Source organism: Photorhabdus asymbiotica (genome assembly GCF_003634575.1).
Classification (GTDB): Bacteria; Pseudomonadota; Gammaproteobacteria; order Enterobacterales; family Enterobacteriaceae; genus Photorhabdus; species Photorhabdus asymbiotica.
In genome coordinates this window covers 134,629-152,558 of sequence record NZ_RBLJ01000006.1, presented here as the reverse complement: position 1 = coordinate 152,558, position 17,930 = coordinate 134,629, and the positions used below count along the sequence as shown (strand labels likewise).

Here is a 17,930-nt window from a genome sequence, read left to right as displayed (position 1 = left end):
GAAATATGTTTAGGGCTAATCAATCACACACGACTTCCCAGCGGCCAGCCGCAAGCATTGTAACGCAGATGGAACAGGTACCTTCGGTTACCACTTCACGGGGCAGTAACCAGCCGACTCTCATTAACCAACCAGCAAAAATGCCACCGTTGCAGCAGGCTATCGAAGAGTTTAACAAAGCCGTGATGCGGGCGGCTAAATATGAAGGCAGTGTCGAAAATATTATCCGCGATAAGGTCAATCGCCTTTTCCCAACAGCAGACAAAGCGCTGAAAGAAAAAGTGGTCGCTCAATCGGTTGAAAAAGTGGCGGAAGCCAATCAGGCATTCGAGTTTAACCATCTCGGTAACGATTTGCTTGAGTTCCCGGCGGTGGAATATATGTCCAGATCTTTTGTCCGCCGAGTTTTGGAGCATCTGGCAATAGCCCAGGCTAAAGATCCGTCTCTGACAGTTCCCAAGACCAATGAAGATGCCGGGATCGGTTTTCTACAAGGGTGGAGCAATGACGATGTAGCATGGGCAAAGCAGCTGAACGCGGTGTTGAACGAAAGCAAAATCAATGCCCGCGTGCTGACCACGCTGGCTTACAGTCACATCAGGCCATTTCGCGATCCCGCTCTCCTGCGCAAGATGGGAGACGCTATCAATCAGCAGTTGTTGACCGATAAAGAATCACACCCACGGCTGGATATCTTTCAGGGACACTCAGCTAATTCTGAGCCCAAGTTTGCAAAACCGATAACCACCCAGCCTCACGGTTGGCCCTGGCTAAAATACGCCGACTGGAATACAGCGGAAGCATTGGGTAATAAAACCCACATTGATCTTATCGGCAGCAGGCAAAATGGCGATCCGCATAAGGGAACCGGTTTCAAGTTTCAGGGGATGCAGCAGGCGATCAAACCAACACCGTATCGCCGGAATTCGTTTTCACTCAGTGAACGGTCTGAGCATGAATCTGGCTATGGCGGTTTTGTTATCAATGACAAATCCTTGACCTCGATAGACACCGATCAGCCGATATCTGTGAACTGGCGTCAGCAGAATATGGATAAAAAACTGCCGATGTTCTCCGGCCCGTCGAGCACTACCTCTTATATGTATGAAATTGCTCGGTTACTGAATCTGCCCGCTTATGAAGCTCAGTTATTCAGGGCACTTTTGCTGGGCTGGATGATCCAGGCGAGGGATCACAGTTTTACCGAGATCATGGGAGCGCTGGATGCGTATGCCATGGAATCTAATCAGCATGGACCCGCTGTAGTGGACAGCGATGAGAAAATGGCCTGGCATGCGAGGCAGACCGGCGACTGGTTGAGCGCCTACGAAAGTTTGGTAACCGAGGATATCAATCTTCCCGCCATGGAAGCCAAGACCATCATCCTCAATGGGCAAGAGATCCATCTGCCAGCACTGGAGCCGGTTAAAATTGATCAGAAAACATTTGACCAGTTTATTACTCAGGGCAAGGGCTATCCGTCTCAATATGGCTCAGACGACTCTCTGCTGAAGCTAGGGCAGGCGATACAACTCGGTCAGGAAGCGGAAGATGAGGCTGGGCTAGCTTCAGAAAAAATCCTGTATGCACCACAAGATATGGAAACCCTAAAACTCTACAATCCCCAAAAGCGGGTATTACCCGTGCGGCCTGAGCGCACTGAACCCGGCACACCCTTGCTTGACGCAACCAAAGATGAGAAGGTTACGAAATGGCTCGATGAGCTGCCACCAGAAAGACGCGCATTCCTGTTGAACAGCGCTGCCTCTTTGCTGGCTGAATCAACCCAGCAAGATTCACTCAGTAATGTGTTCCATTATGGCGGCCGTAATGACGTGTGGGAGACGTTCCTGACAGTAAAAGAGACCAATATGCTGGCCGAAAAGCTGAAGCTGGATTCGCTGCAAAGCGGCGAGAAGCCGTTTATTCATCTGCTCGATTTGGCGGCAGCGAAAAATACACCTCAAGAGCGCAAAGCAACGATCCTAACGGCTATTGGTGGCCTCAAAGACAACCAGGATGTGTTAATCAAAGGAATGATGCTGGCGGTGACTCGCTTCTATACTGCCAATGGAGCCAACGTGATCAACCCAGGTTATGGCGACTTTGCGCCTCCAAAAAATGATGAAGAGAGGGAGATCCGGTTACAATCCTTACTCAAGAGAAATCAGTACCGCACTTCTACCCAGCGTACTCAGGCTAAAAATGAATATAACCAGACGGTCGAACTGCTGCGGTCGGCACTTGAGTCGCCTATGTTTGAGCGCTATTCCGGCAAGGTCTGGCATGGCTCTCACGTTGCAGTGGCGGACGCCATACTGGAGAAGAGAACCGGCGCCAAGTTTCCGGGCTTTATGAGTACCACTTACGATCCCAATGTTGCGCAAAGTTATATGGACAAAGGGGCGCTGCTTGTGGTGAAAGCCGCTGAAGTAAACGGCTCTATTGTAGAAGGGATCAGTAATGCCCCCAATGAAAAGGAGGTCCTGTTTCCAGCCGACACATCGTTCAAGGTCGAACAGAGTTATACCATGCATCTTAAAAAAGATTACCCGCCGACCCACCAGTCAATGATGAAACGGAGGATGTTTGATCTTGAGGTTGCCAAGGGCCAGCGTCAGCCTTATGTCACGATGCGAGTAACAACGCCGGAGATGGACCAATTAGGCCAGACTGACCGGAGTAACCTTGCGGGAGGGCGTGAGTTGAAAGAGCTAATCGCACATATCGAAAAGAACGGCCCCAGCATGGATACCGACAAAATAAAAGTAGTAGTGATGATCCCGGAAAACAGGACTGAGCCGCAGAAAAAACGGGTTTCTGACAGAGCAATTCACGCCGGGTTTGATTACCAAGAGAAAGGGTTAGCAGTAGAAGAGAATGAGAAACAGGCAAAAAGGGTGACCAAGAAGCCGCAGGCTCTACTGGCCGCCCGCTAACAGGGTAAACACCCCATGAAAATCCATGAAGATCTTTTTTGATTTTAAATATGATGACTAGAACCTGCCCCTGCCTTACGCCGGGGTAGTTGTTTTTACCCTACTCCGTCTGCATCAGACCACCCGGATAATACTTTCTCCAATCAATAGCAGCACTGAGGTTAAATGGCTCAATGCTCAGTCCTTCCAGACACAGCTAAAGAATCGCGCTGAGATTCAGCATACCCAGGACCTTGCTCCAAGTGCTGTCAAAATGCTCCATGGCCGTCTGTTGGCGGCGGTATAACAGGATATCGCGATCCAATTGCTACTTGTAGGCGTTGAATAAATAATGACGAATTTCAGGCCGGTTATTTATTAGCGAATGGTTATATCTGATTATTTTAGATTTGATATTTCAGGTGGTTGGGGTTTAACAGCACTGCGAAATGCTCTCCCCTAAATTATTATTGAGAACAGGTGGAAACAAGTCACTATTGTTTTAGCTTCATGAAAAAGGCAGCATTAGAGGGATGTAAAGTTGATCCGATAATAATTACCTAAAAACTATATCACTAACGGTCTCAGGTAATAGACGAGGGTAGAAAGCCAGGGAAGACACTTAACAATACGACATCCGGTAGCTAATTAAGTAGTGATGTTTTTGAGAATTCGAGTAATCTATTATCCTAACTACTGCACTAAAATAACACCCAAACGTTAACAATTTTACCGAAATATTGTCTAAAATTGCTCTTTACTTACACACAGAAGTAAATAAAACAAATTAATAAAATAAACCATTAATCATTAGAACAAATAATTATTCATAAATTAATAACAAAGAAAATACTAAATTTCTGATATAATTTACGCTTATCTACTATTGATTATACACATTTTCTCACCCCAAGATGTTCCATATCAGGAACAACAATGAGTGCAACAACCGCTCCTAGCTATTTTTTCAACAGACCATTAAAATAATTTTCATACAAAATAGTCATTTTGGTTATATTCATTTCCGTTTAAAATTTCACTGTTGAATAGTAAAAAATAAATTAATAAATATATGATTTTTGACGAGCAAGTTATTATATTCTATTATACAACCAGATCACTTGAAGTATAATCGGCCAACTAACCATTCAGATAATGACTTAAATAAAAACGCAGGAGTTGTTATGTCAAATATAAAAAACCAACCCAATAACATCACCCCACAGTTCATTCTCATGTGGGAAAGAAGTGATGAACCTTGGGGAGCCAAAGATCTCCAGTCAAGATTTATCTATGCCAATCCCGCTTTTTATCAATTACTTAACCTACCTAAAGATTTCGATATTGCCGGGCTTTCAACCGGGGAATTACCCTCACCGATTGCAGAATATGCTGAAGAATTCCACCATCAGGATCAAAAAGCCATTCAAACGATGCAACGAGTCACTTCACTGGAAACTCATCAATTTGCAGAAAATAATGTTAAACAAACTTACCTCTGCGACAAATACCCACTTTGTGACGACGACGGTAACTGTATCGGAATCATTTTGCATATGTACAAAACTCAAGATTTTTCTGTTTCTTACTATTATGAAAAGAGATCTCCAAAAACGCTAGAATTCACACCGCCTAACGATATATTAACGCAAACTGAGTGGGAAATTCTCTTCCTCACCCTTCGTTCACTGGATGAAGAGAGCATTAGTAAAGAACTAATGATCAGTACAGAAGATGTCGTAAATTATATTCAATCAATTTACCAAAAATTCAATTTACCACGACATATAGAATTAGCCGATTTCTGCAAAGAAAATAAATTTGATCGCTATGTTCCTGAAAGATTTGTCACTATTGGTAGCAGAGAATTATAAATTTATTACTAATCATCAACTATACAATAGGGTTTAATCATGGATAAATTCAATATGTCGACAATACATCCTCAAGTCATTAACACAATGCAGCAAAGTAATGACCCTTGGGGAATCAAAGATAAAAATTCACGCTTTATTTATGGCAATCTGGCACTTAAACATCTAGAAAATGTTCCAGATTCATTTGATTATGAAGGACTTTTTGACGATGAAATTCCTTGGGACGGCGCTGAGTTTGCAAAAGAATTCGTTATTCATGACAACAGTGTCATGGAAAAAGGAGAAAGAATATGTTCACTGGAAACACATGTGTTTGGGAGAGAAAAAATCTTAAGTTCCTATTTCCAGGAAAAACATCCACTATATAATGATGAAAATGAATGTATCGGCATCATTTTCCATGCATGGAAAGCTCAGGATTTCTCATTAACCCGTTTATACCATGGTAAACTCCCTGCATCTATTTTATTCCAACCACCTACTGATTTATTTACTCAACGGGAATGGGATGTTATTTTCCTTTCACTACAAAAATATACCAGTAAACAAATGGGTAGGATATTAGATATTTCCTATCGGACTGTCGAAGTCCACATGTCACGAATATATAAAAAAGTGGGTGTTAACTCTATTTATCAATTAGAAGAATATTGTCGCCTGAATGATTTTGATCTATACGTACCAGAAAGATTTGTACACCCAGAAAGCAGAATGTTTATTTAAAATCCCAAATCACAATGGAGTTATTATGAAGAAAAATTTCACAATATCGCCTCAAATTATCAATACAATAGAAATCAGTAATGAACCCTGGGGAATAAAAGATAAAAATTCATGCTGGATTCATGGTAATATGGTATTTAAATCCATTCAGAATTTTCCACATTCATTTAATTATGAAGGGCTGTATGACAATGAGCTCCCTTGGGGTGGAGCCGAGTTTGCAAAAGAATTTATTAACCAAGATAAAAGAGTGATGGAAAAAGGAGAAAGAACATGCTCACTTGAAACACATACATTTGGAAAAGAGAAAGTTATGTCATCTTATTTTTCAGAAAAATCCCCACTATATAATGATGAAAATGAATGCGTCGGTATTCTTTTACATGCCTGGAAAGCGCCAAATTACTCATTAACCAGCCTACATCAATATTATGATGAGCTACCTGCATCCATTATTCTCTATCCACCAACAGCTCTGTTTACTCAACGGAAATGGGATATTATTTTCCTCTTTTTGCAGAAATACAGCAAAAAACGGATTGGGAAGATATTGAACATTGCTTATCATACGGTTGAAACACATATGGCTAAGATATATTACAAGATAGGTATTAATTCCAGTCAACAATTGGAAGAATACTGTATAGCTAATAAATTTCACCACTATGTACCAGAAAAGTTTTTATTGTCCTGAAACGATATTATTTTATGCATCGTAAAACCCGGTCCTTTAGCAATTATCGCAAAAGACCGGGGAGAGGGTATTGTGATCATAGGATAAAATATGATCTTCATTTTTACTCATTAAAACTGGATTTATCTAATATTTCAGTTGAAACCTTCTCAAAAGAAGTAAAACAGGTTTCAAAATCGTGAAGCTGCTCATTATAAACCATAGGGGCTACATATGCTTCGAAACGTTGGACGTATTTTTCATGATTTTTTATCAGTGACAACGCATATCTCATTTCATCAAGTGGATTGTCAATAAATTCCGGCTGTTTATTGCCATATCTAGCGACATCTTCATATATACCTGTTATCTTTCAAGTTGCCTCTTTGTTGGCTGCACTCACTCACCCCGGTCACATAGTTATCTATGCTCCTGGGAATTCGTTCACTTGCCGCCGCGCTGTAACTCGAAATCTATTGGGTATATATATCTGTGTTCATCACGTTTAATAACCTCACCAGCAATACTAAAAACCCCATCAGCAACAATAAGAGAAAGAAGTTGTTCATGAAAACATTTTCGTATTCTTTTCCGTTCTGAACGGCTAACAGATTGCCAGTCAAGGTCGCTGTAAGGTATGACCTTAAGATCAACATCTTCAGACATTCTCATGATTTTAACTTGTGATTTAGATAATGCTGTGCCCCCACTAAAAACGATAGCAAACACGTCAAATTCAGCATTTTTTTTGCCAGACAGTCGTACAGAGAGGGATTTTTTCATCTTTTCCTTCGAAAAGGTACTTCCCGCCAGCACAAAACGGGAAGGGAATCCCGACGGGGCGTTAGCCCCGTATCGTGTTTCGTAACGTCGAGCATCATCACACAAACTCGCAAAATGAAAATGAGATCCAAGAACGGACGGGTTGTCTGCCTCTCGCATGGGTCAAACCGCAGCCAGTCAGCAGCAGTAACACCGCGGCGATCACCAACACGATTTTAAAATCGATAGTTGACATAACGTCCTTCTTTGTTTTCATTACTATCTACCGTAATGCCTTGATAATTCCCCAAATTCACGGTGATATTGTCAGGTACTGTCGTTGGATGACTTTCAACCTTAAGCCCTAAGACCCCGGTTAGCCCCAGCTGAACAGGCATACCACCCAACACTGGTGGCGGTAGTATCCGGGTCGGCAAGGTCAGTTGTAATCTAGCCAGGTAACGCCAGCCAAGATAAACCCGCAACAACACCTGAAAATCCGTGTGCAACTGCCCGCCCGGCAGCCAACCTCGCGCTTCTTCCGGGCAATCCGTATGCAATGCCACTAATAGCTGACTGTTAATATCAGTGCCCGTTCTGCCCAGCACGGTACGCTGCGACAGAGAAACCGGATGCGTATCTGAAAACTCTGCTGGGTGCGTCAGGTGGACTTGCCGGCGACAACAGGCAGTCACCACCGTTCGGGTCCGCGGTGCCAACAACGCGACCAGCGCAGAGATACCTTCAGCGGTACGGGTCGGCAGACGCATAACGCTAAGTAACGCCAGAAAACGGGACATCGGCGTGGCTATATTCTGTCGGCTGCCCGATATACCTAAACCAATCAGCCCCAGTAAACACTGAGATGTCCCATCCGTTCCCCCGGCTGCAAACGTGGCGGGATAGGAAGAATATTTACGCCAGATACGGTAAAACTGGGTGAATATCCGGTGGTTAAAGATATCCAGAAAGGTTTCCATCGCGTCATACCCTTCCCGACGCTGGGCAATATCATCCAGATAAGCGGTCGGCAGCGGTGAATCCACCCCGTACAAACCAAGAAATGTAGTTCTGGCCGTCGGTGGGCGTTCCGGGTGTTCGCGGTCAGTTACCAACGCTTTCAACTCACTGACCGGGAAGCCCATGCCCGGATGAGGCCGGAAACGTATCGCATCATCGGCAGGATTCGCTGTACTCCCCAAAGGGGGCCCGTCGGGAACGGCCCGTTCAATTATCTGACAGAATGAATAAAAATCGAGTGTCGATATATTGGCCTTCAGGGCGGCCATCAGCCGGGAATGTGCGGACAGTGGAGTTCTTCCCATAACAGTCGTTCCCCCGTAGGTTGCAAAATTAAAGTGAGCCGGTTAAACAGATGAATATCGGTGTAGAGAGCAAAGAAACGGCTGAGCATTTCTCCAAACAGGCAGATATCACCGGTACCGGAAAACCCATTGCGATCCAAGGTCACTTCAATGTGTACCCCTCGGCGCAGACACCCCTGCTCGAACCGCTCGATAAGCGAATGTTTCACCGCCACAATCGCCGCAAGACGGCGAGCGTTCATCTCATTGTCAGCCCAGTCATACAAAGCCAACGTGCCGCGCAACACTTCCGGGTTGTCCATCATACTGAGAAAGTTGGAGCCAAGATGACTGAGTATCCGCCAATGGAAGCGATCCTGATTCGGCGGATAACAAGGCAGCGTCGGTTCACACAAATTACGCACAGTCAGACCCGCCAATGGGGGATTAACCGGCGTATCCAGTAACGTATCCTGCAAGGCCTGACGAGGGAGTTGCCCGTTGGTGCCGGTCAGTGTCAGTGATAAGTTTTCCTCTTCATATGGTTTATCATCATCAAAATCCTCCCCGCCCAGAATCAGCCAGGTGTCATATAAACCTGATGGTCCCCGTTTTACCCGCGTATGGTAATAACGCTCCGGCGCATCATGCCGCATCATACCGCCTTTATGACGGAAACTACTGAACGGCACATACCCCTGTTGACCGCCGCGTTCCGAAGAGACCACCGCATCCACCGAATAAATCTCAGTGTGTCCGTCTTGAACACGCATCGGACGCAGCAAATACTCGGTTTGCAACGGGGACAATCGCAGCGGGTCGGATTCCAGCGGAAACAGGTTAATCACCGGTGTACAGTGCAAACGGATATGTTCCGCCGAAAACGGCAGATCACCGGGCCAGCTTTCACCCAGTACCACATCCAACTCAAACCACGGCGTACTCTCAGGGATAGTCAGTGTTTCCAACCCACAGAGCGCCACAAACATAAATTTTTCCCGAAAAGTAAAATATTCCAATAGCAATTGATAGCCACTGAACGCACTTTCCCCTTTCGGCCATAACCTCTCCGTATCCCCAAATCCCAACGGCGAGAATCCACCGGCAAATGGCTGGCGGTCAGGCTGGCCCGGCAAACGCAGATAAAGTTGTTGTGTCTGAAGCGTGAATGCCTGATGCAATGCACAGGCTAGCGGACTATCGGCACTCAGGTATAGCGGCAAACGGCGTAAATCAACTTGGCGCCAGTCTACCAGCGTCCCACAATCAAAACGCAGGCGGATAACAGAACGCCCGTCCGGTTCAGCCTGTAGCGAGGCAACTGTCAGCGCCAACGGCAACAGTTGAACAGCCTGAGTTGTGGTATAACGGCAGCGGGTCCGGTGTGGGCCAATCGGCTGCGATAGCACCTCAAACCCCTTTTGCACCGGCACTGACTTTTTCATCTGTGCCCAATCCGGGTTCAGTTCAATAATCGACAGCGAAGGAATAGTACGCAAGTAATGCGGCCACAACAGACTAACCAGCCCTTCCGTCAACTCTGGGAGGTCATCATCCAGTTTCTCGCGTAAACGCCCCATCAAAAAGGCAAAGCCTTCAAGCAAACGTTCTACATAGGGGTCACGGATGCCAACCTTATCCAGATTCAGCATCGCAGCCCGATCAGGGTAAGCCTCAGCAAACTCTTTACCTGCTTCACGCAAGTAGCGCATTTCTGCCTCATAATAGCGCAGGGTTAAATCATCCATAGGATTGTTCTCATGGTTGTCAAAAAATAGAGTTACCGGTTCTGCTCGAACCGAAAAGTGATAAAACATCTTAAGAAGGAATATGATCTTGGCCGACTCGACCAGTAACATCAGCCACATCCCCTACTTTTCCAAACTAGAGCTATCTGCCTTTATTCCGCCGCCCAGTCCTCATCAGTCGTCTCGGCTGGCCTCTCTTGACCCGGTGCCACCTCAAAAATCGCCTTCGGCAACTGAAAGCCCCGCAGTTTCAGCAACGCCAGCGGGCCACTCCCCATTTCCGTGCGTAAAATCCACCTCAGCGGCAAACCATCCGGGGCCATAAACGTTAACCGATAACGACTCTCATCCAGCCTCTCCACTTTCGCCTGCGCCAGCCAGCGAATTAGCCCCCAGTTCCCCTGATAATCCCCAAATAAACGGGACCCCGCATTCACACTCATCCAGCTCAGCATCACCCCCGGTCGGTAAGTCTCCCCCGGCCAGCGAAAACGCTGCCAGCTTTCCATCTGGTTAAAGTAACGCAGCGGCTGGCCGTCTATCGTCAGGTCAGTTTCCGCCACATCCCGCACCGCTCTCGCCCGCAGCTCAAACCGTAACCCCTGACTGCCATCCGCAAACAGCACATCCGATAACTGACTCAGCTGATTCACCGCCTGCAAAAACCGCGGGTTAATCCGCAACCCCTGACTGTTCACCTCATCCACCCTCCAACGGTTGCCCGCTTTATGCAGTATCCCGCCTAGCTGACGGTTCAGAAACTGCTCTATCCGCCCCGAATCCGACCGGATAAACTGCCCCAGCATCGGTAACGACACTTCACTCTCCCCGCCAGCAAACGGATAACGCCCCGCAAACGCCCTGTTCCAGCTGGCCACTATCGCCGTCTGCCACTGCGTATTCAGATTCGCCGCCGCCGGGTTCAGTACCCCCTGCCACGCCTGCGTTAACGGCTGCACGAACAGCGTCTGACCCAACCCCTGCCATTGTTCCCCCAGACTGGCCGCTATCAGACGCCCATAACCCTGCGTCTCTGTCAACGCCGTGCTTTTCCCGGTAAATACCGCCCGGGCCAGCGTATTCGCCATGGCCGGCGGGTCATCACTGGTGTTCATCTGTTGCAGTGTCAGTCGCACCTGTGTGACCCGCGTCAGAAAGGTCTGTAAATTCAGGCTGCTATCCGCCTTCATTCCCCCGTCCGTCTGACTGTCTCCCATCAATGCCCGCAGTGGCCCAAAGGTCGCCGCCATTGGTCCCGGCGTGCCTGCCGCCTGCGGGACAATCCCCGGGGGCGTTTTTTTATTCCACAGCGCCTTCGCCGATTTCACCAGTGAATCCGATAACGTGGCGCCTTGCTGACCCGTTTGCCCCTGATACGCCACCGTGTTCATCAACGCTATCAGCGGGGACTGACGCGCATCCGCCATCAGGGTTAACTGGTCGACCACCGCCGACAGACTCTGGGCTGTATTCCAGCGCAGGCTGTTCAGAAACGTCTGCCACGCCCCGGCAAAATCCGTAAAGTAACGTTCGGTCAGCCGGGCTTTCAGCTCCGCCGGTGACACCGCCGCCGGGACGGTCTGATGGCGGTCACTCAGCACCCAGTCAATCGCGTCGCGTCGCGAAGCCACCGCCTTATCAATCGCTGTCTGTATCTGCCCTTCCCATGCCTGACGGGTAAACATCCCCGGCACCACTTTATCCGTGGTAAACAACCGCGCCGCTTCCGTGTCGCCGGTCATCTGCCTCAGCGTCAAATCCGCATAATCCTTCGCCACCGATTGCAGCATCTGCTGGTAGAGCGTGGCATCCGCATTGTGACGGCTTAACTGGGTCAACAGTTTCTGACGCACCTGCCGGATTAAATCCGTATCCGGGGTGATTTTCCATGCCGGATGGGCCGCCAGATTGTGCGCGTAAAAATCCCATAAATCCGGCGCCACACTCAGCCAGATACCCGACGCAATCCCGGCCCGGGCCGGCTCATTTTCACTGAGTATCCGGGTTAAAAATGCCCCCTCCGCTTTCTCCGGACGGGCCATCATCAGGTAGGCCTTTAACAGGTCATGACCGGCTGTCGCCCGATTCGCCCACAGCGGACTGTTCGGTGGTAAATTCACCAGCGCTCTCAGTTTCGCCTGCAACACCGCCGCGGCTTTATCCCGTATCAGCCGGTTATTCACTTCGGTGTAATCCGGCATCACCCTCGCCAGCAGCGTCTCATTCTGATTCAGACCAAAACGCTGATACCAGGGCGCCCCGTGTTCCACCCGGGACTGCAACCGGCCCACTTCATTGCGCAGCGTGTTTAACGCCATCAGTTCAGCCCCGGATGCGGCCGGGTGCGTTTTCAGGTCCGCCACCGCCGCCTGGACGACCATTATCTGGTCGCGGTTGCTGAAAAATGACAGCACCATACCCGCCCCCCACAACAACGCCAACGCCATCAGGCCGTGATAAACCTGCCGTTTTTGAACCCATCCCAGCCGTCTGCCGGGGGCCTGTCGGCAGTCACTGAGTACCCCCTGCCATACCGGGTCCGGCAGCCAGCTCTGGGGCGCGCCATCTTGATTGACTCTGACCGGCAGACTGAACATCAGCCCCCGCAACAACACAACATCCGCATATTCCTGCAATACCGGCGTCAGCACATCACGCCAGTGAGCCATTCCCTGCTTCTCCAAAGTAGACGACAGGCGATACAGAAAATCATGGGCATTTTTTGCCAGCAGTTGCTGCATGCCCTGCCGGCGCATCGGGTCAATCAGCCGCTGTAATTGTGCCGCCACCGCTTCCGGTGTCGTGCGTTCCGGGAAAAAGCAGCCCACCGGCTGAGTGACACGGTCTTCCTGCGACCAGACACTGTGACACACCTGCCACAGATAAACCGGTGCCTGCCAGCGTAACTGCTGGGCCTGTTTCTGTAACATCCGCAGCGCCTTGTCCATCAGGACCGGCTGGGCACTCTGGGTTTCGGTCAGCGCCCAAACCACCCCATTCAGTGGCCGGAAACGGCGCAACCGACGCAGGGCCGTCAACTGGGCAGCATCCGGCTCACTCTGCACACTACCGCCGTACACCAACAGCGTGCGATGGCCCTCCAGCCAGTGTCCGGCAGTCAGCCCCGGCGCAATCGCCTCCACCTGTTCCCCCTCGCCCATCACCAGCAAAATACGCACTTTGAACCACCAGAACCGACCGTAACGGCGGTGCAGGCGGGCACCTAATTCACTGTAATTATACGGTTTGCTGACCGGCAAAAGTGGCCGGGTATCTGGCTTCGCATCAGTCACTTTGCTTTTGACAAACAATGTGACCGTGATAAAACCCAGCATACTCACCACCACCATAAACCCCCAGGCTATTCCACAAACCCGTAACAAATGATTAAACGTCTCGGCATCCGTGGTTTGGTGCTCTCCCCAAAACCACCATCCCAGACCCGCTAACGACACCAGCAGGGTAATGGTTCCCACCAGTAAGATGAGCGTATTCACCACCGAAATCGGTTGTAATTTATTCTCTTGCAGTTTCATAAGATTTCACTATTCCAAACACTAAAGTATGTTGAGGATCGCGGGCTAACCAGCCACACGGCTGGCCGGTGTTTTCTGCCGAGATAGCCGCCAAAGTTTGCACCACCACCGCTTCCATTCCACCAATATTGCCCCAATTGAGATCCTGTACATGTTGAGTGACATTCCAGCCGGTCTTTTCCAGTGCAAGCTCGTCCGGCTGAGAAAACAGAAAACAGGGTTCCGGGGGCTGCGGGATATCTGCCTGTACCAGCGCCCGGTCAGCGACTTCAACCACCTGTTCGTCATCCTGAGCCTGAAAATATTCCCCGCGGGTCAACACCACGTTGCCGGTTTTTTTCAGTAACCAGATAAAAGCCGCTTCACCGGCAGGCAAGGCTGATTCCGCTTCACTGGCAACACATTGACAACCGGCGCACAAAATAGTCGCCTGACTGCCCGTTGCCGCATTCAGCCGGTCAATCATCTCATCCAGGGTATCAATGCCGCGCCAGTATTCCGGTTGTTCGGGTAACTCCACATCAGGAAACTGCACCGCCATCTGGGCGGCAAACCCTTGCCAGGCCACGGCAGAGCCGAGCCAGTAACAGTGCAACGGCGTACACTTCAGCGGTTCCTGATGTTGGCTCTGCCACTGATTCACCGCCATTTTCGCCAGTTGGATTTCCCGTTGTTCGATGTCAACGACCCCGGAACGCCGAAGACGGACCGCTTGACCCTGCGCCTCCGTGATCGGTTCTGGGCGACGATGACTATCGGACTGATTCGTCACTCTCAGCCACTGCGCCGGTGTGGTACCCAGCGCACCTACCAGCACATATTCAGCCAACGCGACCTGTTGGCGATGTTTACGCCACCAATGTTGCTGCACCCACTCAACCTGTTGCTGATAAATCCAGGCGTTATGCCGGGCAAAACGGTAAAACAGCCAGCGGAATAGCAGACATAACAGCCATAACGCCGCCAGTCCGGGGATCATGGCATACCAGGCTAACGGGTCCGCCACATCCGGTCTTATCAGCGCGACCAGATTACTGACCAATAAGGCCAAACCTGCCCCCACGCCCAGCCAGCGTTTAACTCGGGGCGGTGAAGCCTGACGATACGGCGGAAAAGTAGGACACGCTTTCATGACACCACCTGATAATCGGGACCGGAACTGACCAGCGTGCAGCCACATGCACAACGATGACCGTCTAAGGCCACAGGCTTGCCATCAATCAGGCAAGCGGCACTGCCTTGCGCAATGGTGGTCATGCCGTGATGGTTGCACTGAACAGGATCGCCTTGACAGGCGATCGGTTGACCAAAACAGAGATAGTGGCCGGATAATACCTTTCCACCGTACTCGCGCAGGCTGTCGCCCTGACGGATAACCTGCTTCATTGCTCAGGCCCCCCTGGCGGGGTCAGTTCCAGCGTCCGGCCGGCCCAACGCGCTTTGAGCTTATCTTTGACGATTTGCATTCGCCGCTCTTCGATAAACTGTCTCTGTTGACGGCTCACCTTTCCCACATGATGGGTGAATGCCTTCGTCTGCTCCGCGTCCGGTAACATGGGGATCAATTCCTCGGTGGATAAATCGTGTACGCTCACTTCCAGCTGGGTGGCGTGCACTTCGCCGATGGCATCCGCCAACATGTTGCCAACTTTTTTCCGTTTAAAGATAAGCAAGGCACTGCCAACCGGGGATGTGGCACCAATCACATTGCCGCCCACCGTCAAAAGCGACAGCGGTTTATTACATATTTCGCCGCAGTAAATCACCCGGTAACGGAAATACCCCCCCTCCGGCTCTCGCGTATCCAGCGTGGAGTACATAAACCAGGCGCGGGAATCATGTACCTGATTGTCATACAGGGCCACCAGTAATGACTCCGGAGTGGCCTGTTGGCTGGTTTTCCTTGCCGGCTCGGGCGGGAAAAGCCGTTCGACCAACGCCTCTCCCGCCGCTTTCATTTGCTGATATTCCCTGTCCTCATTATCACTGTTCAGCAGATAAAGGGCGTTGCCCAGAATGTCTTCGACCACAAATTGCTCCACACTGTGTATTCCACGCCGTTCTCCCCGGTAATCACTGCTAAATTCCGCTGCGGCTTCCCGCAACTGTTTTTGCGCGATTTCTGGGTCAAAATCTGGTACCCCTGGCACCAGCACCGGGGGTTCCTTACCGCCTCTAATAATGTATTCAAGCTGCTGGGCCTGGCGTTTCTTTGACACGGCCGCCTTCTCGGCTTTCTGCGCCTGCTCACTCTTCGCATAATGCGCCTTATCGGCATCACGGTTAGGGGCAGCAAGAAAAAACGGCGTACTGAGTAGCGTCCCGCCGGCGTAACGGTTGATTCGCCAGGCCGTCAGCCAGTCCATCTGGGTTTCCATCGCCTGCTCCAGCGCCACAGCTGACCGTACCGGTTCAAAACGGGCGGCCTCTTCGGCGGACAACGGTTGCTCGGGCATATCAAGCTCCAAAGTGACTTTGCGCCAAGCGTTGAAGCGCTCAGATAATGTTGCTGAAACAAAAAATTCGGAACCAAGATCAAGCGGCATTGAACGCCAAATATCTTGAGACAATTCTGGTGGCAGAGCATTTTTTGGAACTTTCAGCGGCGCACCAACTTCAAACGCGGCTGCATACATCTCATGCAAAGCAATCTGGGATAAAAGGAGACCATCGTTTTCCCCTATCGCCTTACCTTGATCTCCCGGTGGATAGCCCCCACCTAAATCAGAATGTACACCGGGATAAATCACCTCGGTACTGCCGGTCGGGTAGGTTCCGTCTGACCGCCGAATGGAATCCATCGGGAAACTCAGCCGTTGCTCATGAGTCGAGACCAGATGCACACAGCGTTTCACCAACCCACCATAGGTATCCTCCGCCGGCAGTTCCTGTGTGCCGTCCGCCCAGGCCATATGGCCCTCAACAACAGGAACCATATGGCTCATCCCGACCGACGCCACCGTGTCAAACAATCCAAGAAACTCCACACTGATCGGCAGGTTACAATCCGGGTCGGTTTCACCTTTATGTTGCAGACACTGAGCGGGTTTCTGGTTATCCCCTGTTGGCGGCGGTAACAGTTCGGTCAGCCAGTTAACAAACGTCCGTGCCTCCGCTGCCCCACGGGAAAAACCATATACATACAACTTCATCCCCAGCAATTTAGATTTACCCCGTCCCGGCTGGCTGCGCGCTATTTTTAGTTCACGTTTAAGGCGAGCAAACTGCTGATAAAACTCGCTATAACGATTAGGCCCGCCCCCCAAGCCCAGCGTGTGCCATGTCGTCGCCATCGCCTCAAGGGATTTTTGACTTTCACTGTTGGTCATCTGTTTTTGTGTCAGGCTAAAACCAAGGACATCAATCAGCCTCAGCAACGCCCAGTTGATCCGGTCCTCACCCCGGTCAGCAAAAGCCAGTCCCCACGTGCTGTAATCCAGATCATTAATCTCCGGGAAAGGGGTACCCACACCGGGAATATAATATTTAAAGTACTTGCCGCCAGTGCTGTTAATATCATCCAGCAATGGCTTACCTGCCGCACCACCGGCATAACCGGCCCCAATCGTCGCCTGAAACAGCCGAACAATATTAGTTGGATGATGAGGAACCGCCTGATAAAGGTCGTTATACAAATTATTGCCGGTGCCATCAAAAAACAGGCTGACATGTAATGTCTTACAACAAGGTGGTACCACCCGGCGCTCTGCCGCCAGACACAGTTCCTGATAGTAGGCTCTTTCCTGACTGGTCTGCTGGCGACAATTTTTCCAGACTAGATAGCTCTCGTTAGGCAGCCGCCCCTGAGTCGGAAAAGGGGCAGGCAACCAGACTGTATCTTTATGATTTATTTCGGACATACTTTCGGCTCCTTCATTTCTAAAGGTTCTTTTATCGGGTAGTTCGGGCTACCGTAGGCGTCACAAGAGGTCGTGACTTTTATCTGATCACAAGGCAAGAAGTGCACCGTAATCCCGCAGGTATCTCCCCCATTCTGATAATAGGGTACCGGTACTATCCGGCTATGCTGGCGTTTATAAGTGTCCATTTTCTTTTGCCAAGCTAAATATTTCTCATCATCTCCAAAACCAGGAAAACCATCCATTTCCCCCACTCCAGTTTCCCAATCCACCCGAACCGTCATCCCCGGTTTCCATTTCGCTGGCACACTATAGCAACAGCCCCCACCCCCACCCTGATACGGCCCGATAATATCGATACCCGGCGTATCATCCACACTGAACCGATTAATTGCCCATTGGGTATGGTTAATCGCGATAATCACGCCGGCCTGCGCCGGAAACTGGCTACACGCTGCCAGTAACAGGCATAAAACCCACCACTTAAACCGATGTTTTTTCATTTTCCTCTCCTTCAATAAGGAATAAT

12 protein-coding genes are annotated in these 17,930 nt (G+C 49.7%); 4 read left to right on the top strand and 8 right to left on the bottom strand.

Annotated elements, in window-relative coordinates; genetic code table 11:
• Positions 1-5: 5 nt before the first annotated feature.
• The 4 genes from BDD30_RS22520 (at position 6) to BDD30_RS22500 (ending at position 6,212) form a co-directional block, all read left to right on the top strand.
• Positions 6-2,939 (top strand): ADP-ribosyltransferase, encoded by a 2,934-nt coding sequence (locus tag BDD30_RS22520; RefSeq protein ID WP_081461601.1) that lies wholly within the window; start codon positions 6-8, stop codon positions 2,937-2,939.
• 1,163 nt (positions 2,940-4,102) lie between these two features.
• Positions 4,103-4,792 carry a PAS domain-containing protein gene (locus BDD30_RS22510; protein ID WP_015835156.1) on the top strand — a complete coding sequence of 230 codons (690 nt, stop codon included), beginning with the start codon at positions 4,103-4,105 and terminating at the stop codon, positions 4,790-4,792.
• Between the two features lie 39 nt (positions 4,793-4,831).
• Positions 4,832-5,518 (top strand): helix-turn-helix transcriptional regulator, encoded by a 687-nt coding sequence (locus BDD30_RS22505; protein ID WP_015835157.1) that lies wholly within the window; start codon positions 4,832-4,834, stop codon positions 5,516-5,518.
• Positions 5,519-5,543: 25 nt separating this feature from the next.
• The gene (locus tag BDD30_RS22500) at positions 5,544-6,212 is read left to right on the top strand and encodes a LuxR C-terminal-related transcriptional regulator (RefSeq protein WP_015835158.1); all 669 of its coding nucleotides are present in this window, start codon (positions 5,544-5,546) and stop codon (positions 6,210-6,212) included.
• 423 nt (positions 6,213-6,635) lie between these two features.
• Here BDD30_RS22500 and BDD30_RS22495 read toward each other — a convergent pair whose 3' ends face one another.
• The 8 genes from BDD30_RS22495 to tli1a form a co-directional block, all read right to left on the bottom strand.
• Positions 6,636-7,133, bottom strand: coding sequence for a nucleotidyl transferase AbiEii/AbiGii toxin family protein (locus BDD30_RS22495; protein WP_015835160.1), 498 nt, complete (start codon positions 7,131-7,133; stop codon positions 6,636-6,638).
• A gap of 56 nt (positions 7,134-7,189) precedes the next feature.
• Positions 7,190-8,278: a type VI secretion system baseplate subunit TssG gene (gene tssG, locus BDD30_RS22490; RefSeq protein ID WP_041382186.1), complete on the bottom strand. Its 1,089-nt coding sequence runs from the start codon at positions 8,276-8,278 to the stop codon at positions 7,190-7,192.
• On the bottom strand, positions 8,242-10,005 hold the full coding sequence (gene tssF / locus BDD30_RS22485; RefSeq protein WP_041382900.1) for a type VI secretion system baseplate subunit TssF: 1,764 nt from the start codon (positions 10,003-10,005) through the stop codon (positions 8,242-8,244). Before tssF ends, tssG begins: the two co-directional genes overlap by 37 nt.
• Before the next feature lie 152 nt (positions 10,006-10,157).
• Complete coding sequence (locus tag BDD30_RS22480; RefSeq protein WP_121302813.1) at positions 10,158-13,541, bottom strand: ImcF-related family protein; 3,384 nt, start codon at positions 13,539-13,541, stop codon at positions 10,158-10,160.
• Positions 13,522-14,673 carry a hypothetical protein gene (locus BDD30_RS22475; RefSeq protein ID WP_015835164.1) on the bottom strand — a complete coding sequence of 384 codons (1,152 nt, stop codon included), beginning with the start codon at positions 14,671-14,673 and terminating at the stop codon, positions 13,522-13,524. The genes BDD30_RS22480 and BDD30_RS22475 overlap by 20 nt, the downstream gene beginning before the upstream one ends.
• Positions 14,670-14,927, bottom strand: a complete 258-nt coding sequence (locus BDD30_RS22470) for a PAAR domain-containing protein (RefSeq protein WP_015835165.1) — start codon at positions 14,925-14,927, stop codon at positions 14,670-14,672. The genes BDD30_RS22475 and BDD30_RS22470 overlap by 4 nt, the downstream gene beginning before the upstream one ends.
• Positions 14,924-17,401 carry a T6SS phospholipase effector Tle1-like catalytic domain-containing protein gene (locus BDD30_RS22465; protein ID WP_015835166.1) on the bottom strand — a complete coding sequence of 826 codons (2,478 nt, stop codon included), beginning with the start codon at positions 17,399-17,401 and terminating at the stop codon, positions 14,924-14,926. Before BDD30_RS22465 ends, BDD30_RS22470 begins: the two co-directional genes overlap by 4 nt.
• Positions 17,389-17,904 carry a Tli1a family immunity protein gene (gene tli1a, locus BDD30_RS22460; protein ID WP_015835167.1) on the bottom strand — a complete coding sequence of 172 codons (516 nt, stop codon included), beginning with the start codon at positions 17,902-17,904 and terminating at the stop codon, positions 17,389-17,391. The genes BDD30_RS22465 and tli1a overlap by 13 nt, the downstream gene beginning before the upstream one ends.
• Positions 17,905-17,930: the final 26 nt, after the last annotated feature.

What these genes read in the sequence shown, in the direction of transcription:
- BDD30_RS22505 (WP_015835157.1), top strand. Translation starts at nt 4,832, where the DNA reads ATGGATAAATTCAATATGTCGACAATACATCCTCAAGTCATTAACACA.
- BDD30_RS22500 (WP_015835158.1), top strand. Translation starts at nt 5,544, where the DNA reads ATGAAGAAAAATTTCACAATATCGCCTCAAATTATCAATACAATAGAA.
- BDD30_RS22510 (WP_015835156.1), top strand. Translation starts at nt 4,103, where the DNA reads ATGTCAAATATAAAAAACCAACCCAATAACATCACCCCACAGTTCATT.
- BDD30_RS22520 (WP_081461601.1), top strand. Translation starts at nt 6, where the DNA reads ATGTTTAGGGCTAATCAATCACACACGACTTCCCAGCGGCCAGCCGCA.
- BDD30_RS22480 (WP_121302813.1), bottom strand. Translation starts at nt 13,541, where the DNA reads ATGAAACTGCAAGAGAATAAATTACAACCGATTTCGGTGGTGAATACG.
- BDD30_RS22470 (WP_015835165.1), bottom strand. Translation starts at nt 14,927, where the DNA reads ATGAAGCAGGTTATCCGTCAGGGCGACAGCCTGCGCGAGTACGGTGGA.
- tssF (WP_041382900.1), bottom strand. Translation starts at nt 10,005, where the DNA reads ATGGATGATTTAACCCTGCGCTATTATGAGGCAGAAATGCGCTACTTG.
- BDD30_RS22465 (WP_015835166.1), bottom strand. Translation starts at nt 17,401, where the DNA reads ATGTCCGAAATAAATCATAAAGATACAGTCTGGTTGCCTGCCCCTTTT.
- BDD30_RS22475 (WP_015835164.1), bottom strand. Translation starts at nt 14,673, where the DNA reads ATGAAAGCGTGTCCTACTTTTCCGCCGTATCGTCAGGCTTCACCGCCC.
- tssG (WP_041382186.1), bottom strand. Translation starts at nt 8,278, where the DNA reads ATGGGAAGAACTCCACTGTCCGCACATTCCCGGCTGATGGCCGCCCTG.
- BDD30_RS22495 (WP_015835160.1), bottom strand. Translation starts at nt 7,133, where the DNA reads ATGCGAGAGGCAGACAACCCGTCCGTTCTTGGATCTCATTTTCATTTT.
- tli1a (WP_015835167.1), bottom strand. Translation starts at nt 17,904, where the DNA reads ATGAAAAAACATCGGTTTAAGTGGTGGGTTTTATGCCTGTTACTGGCA.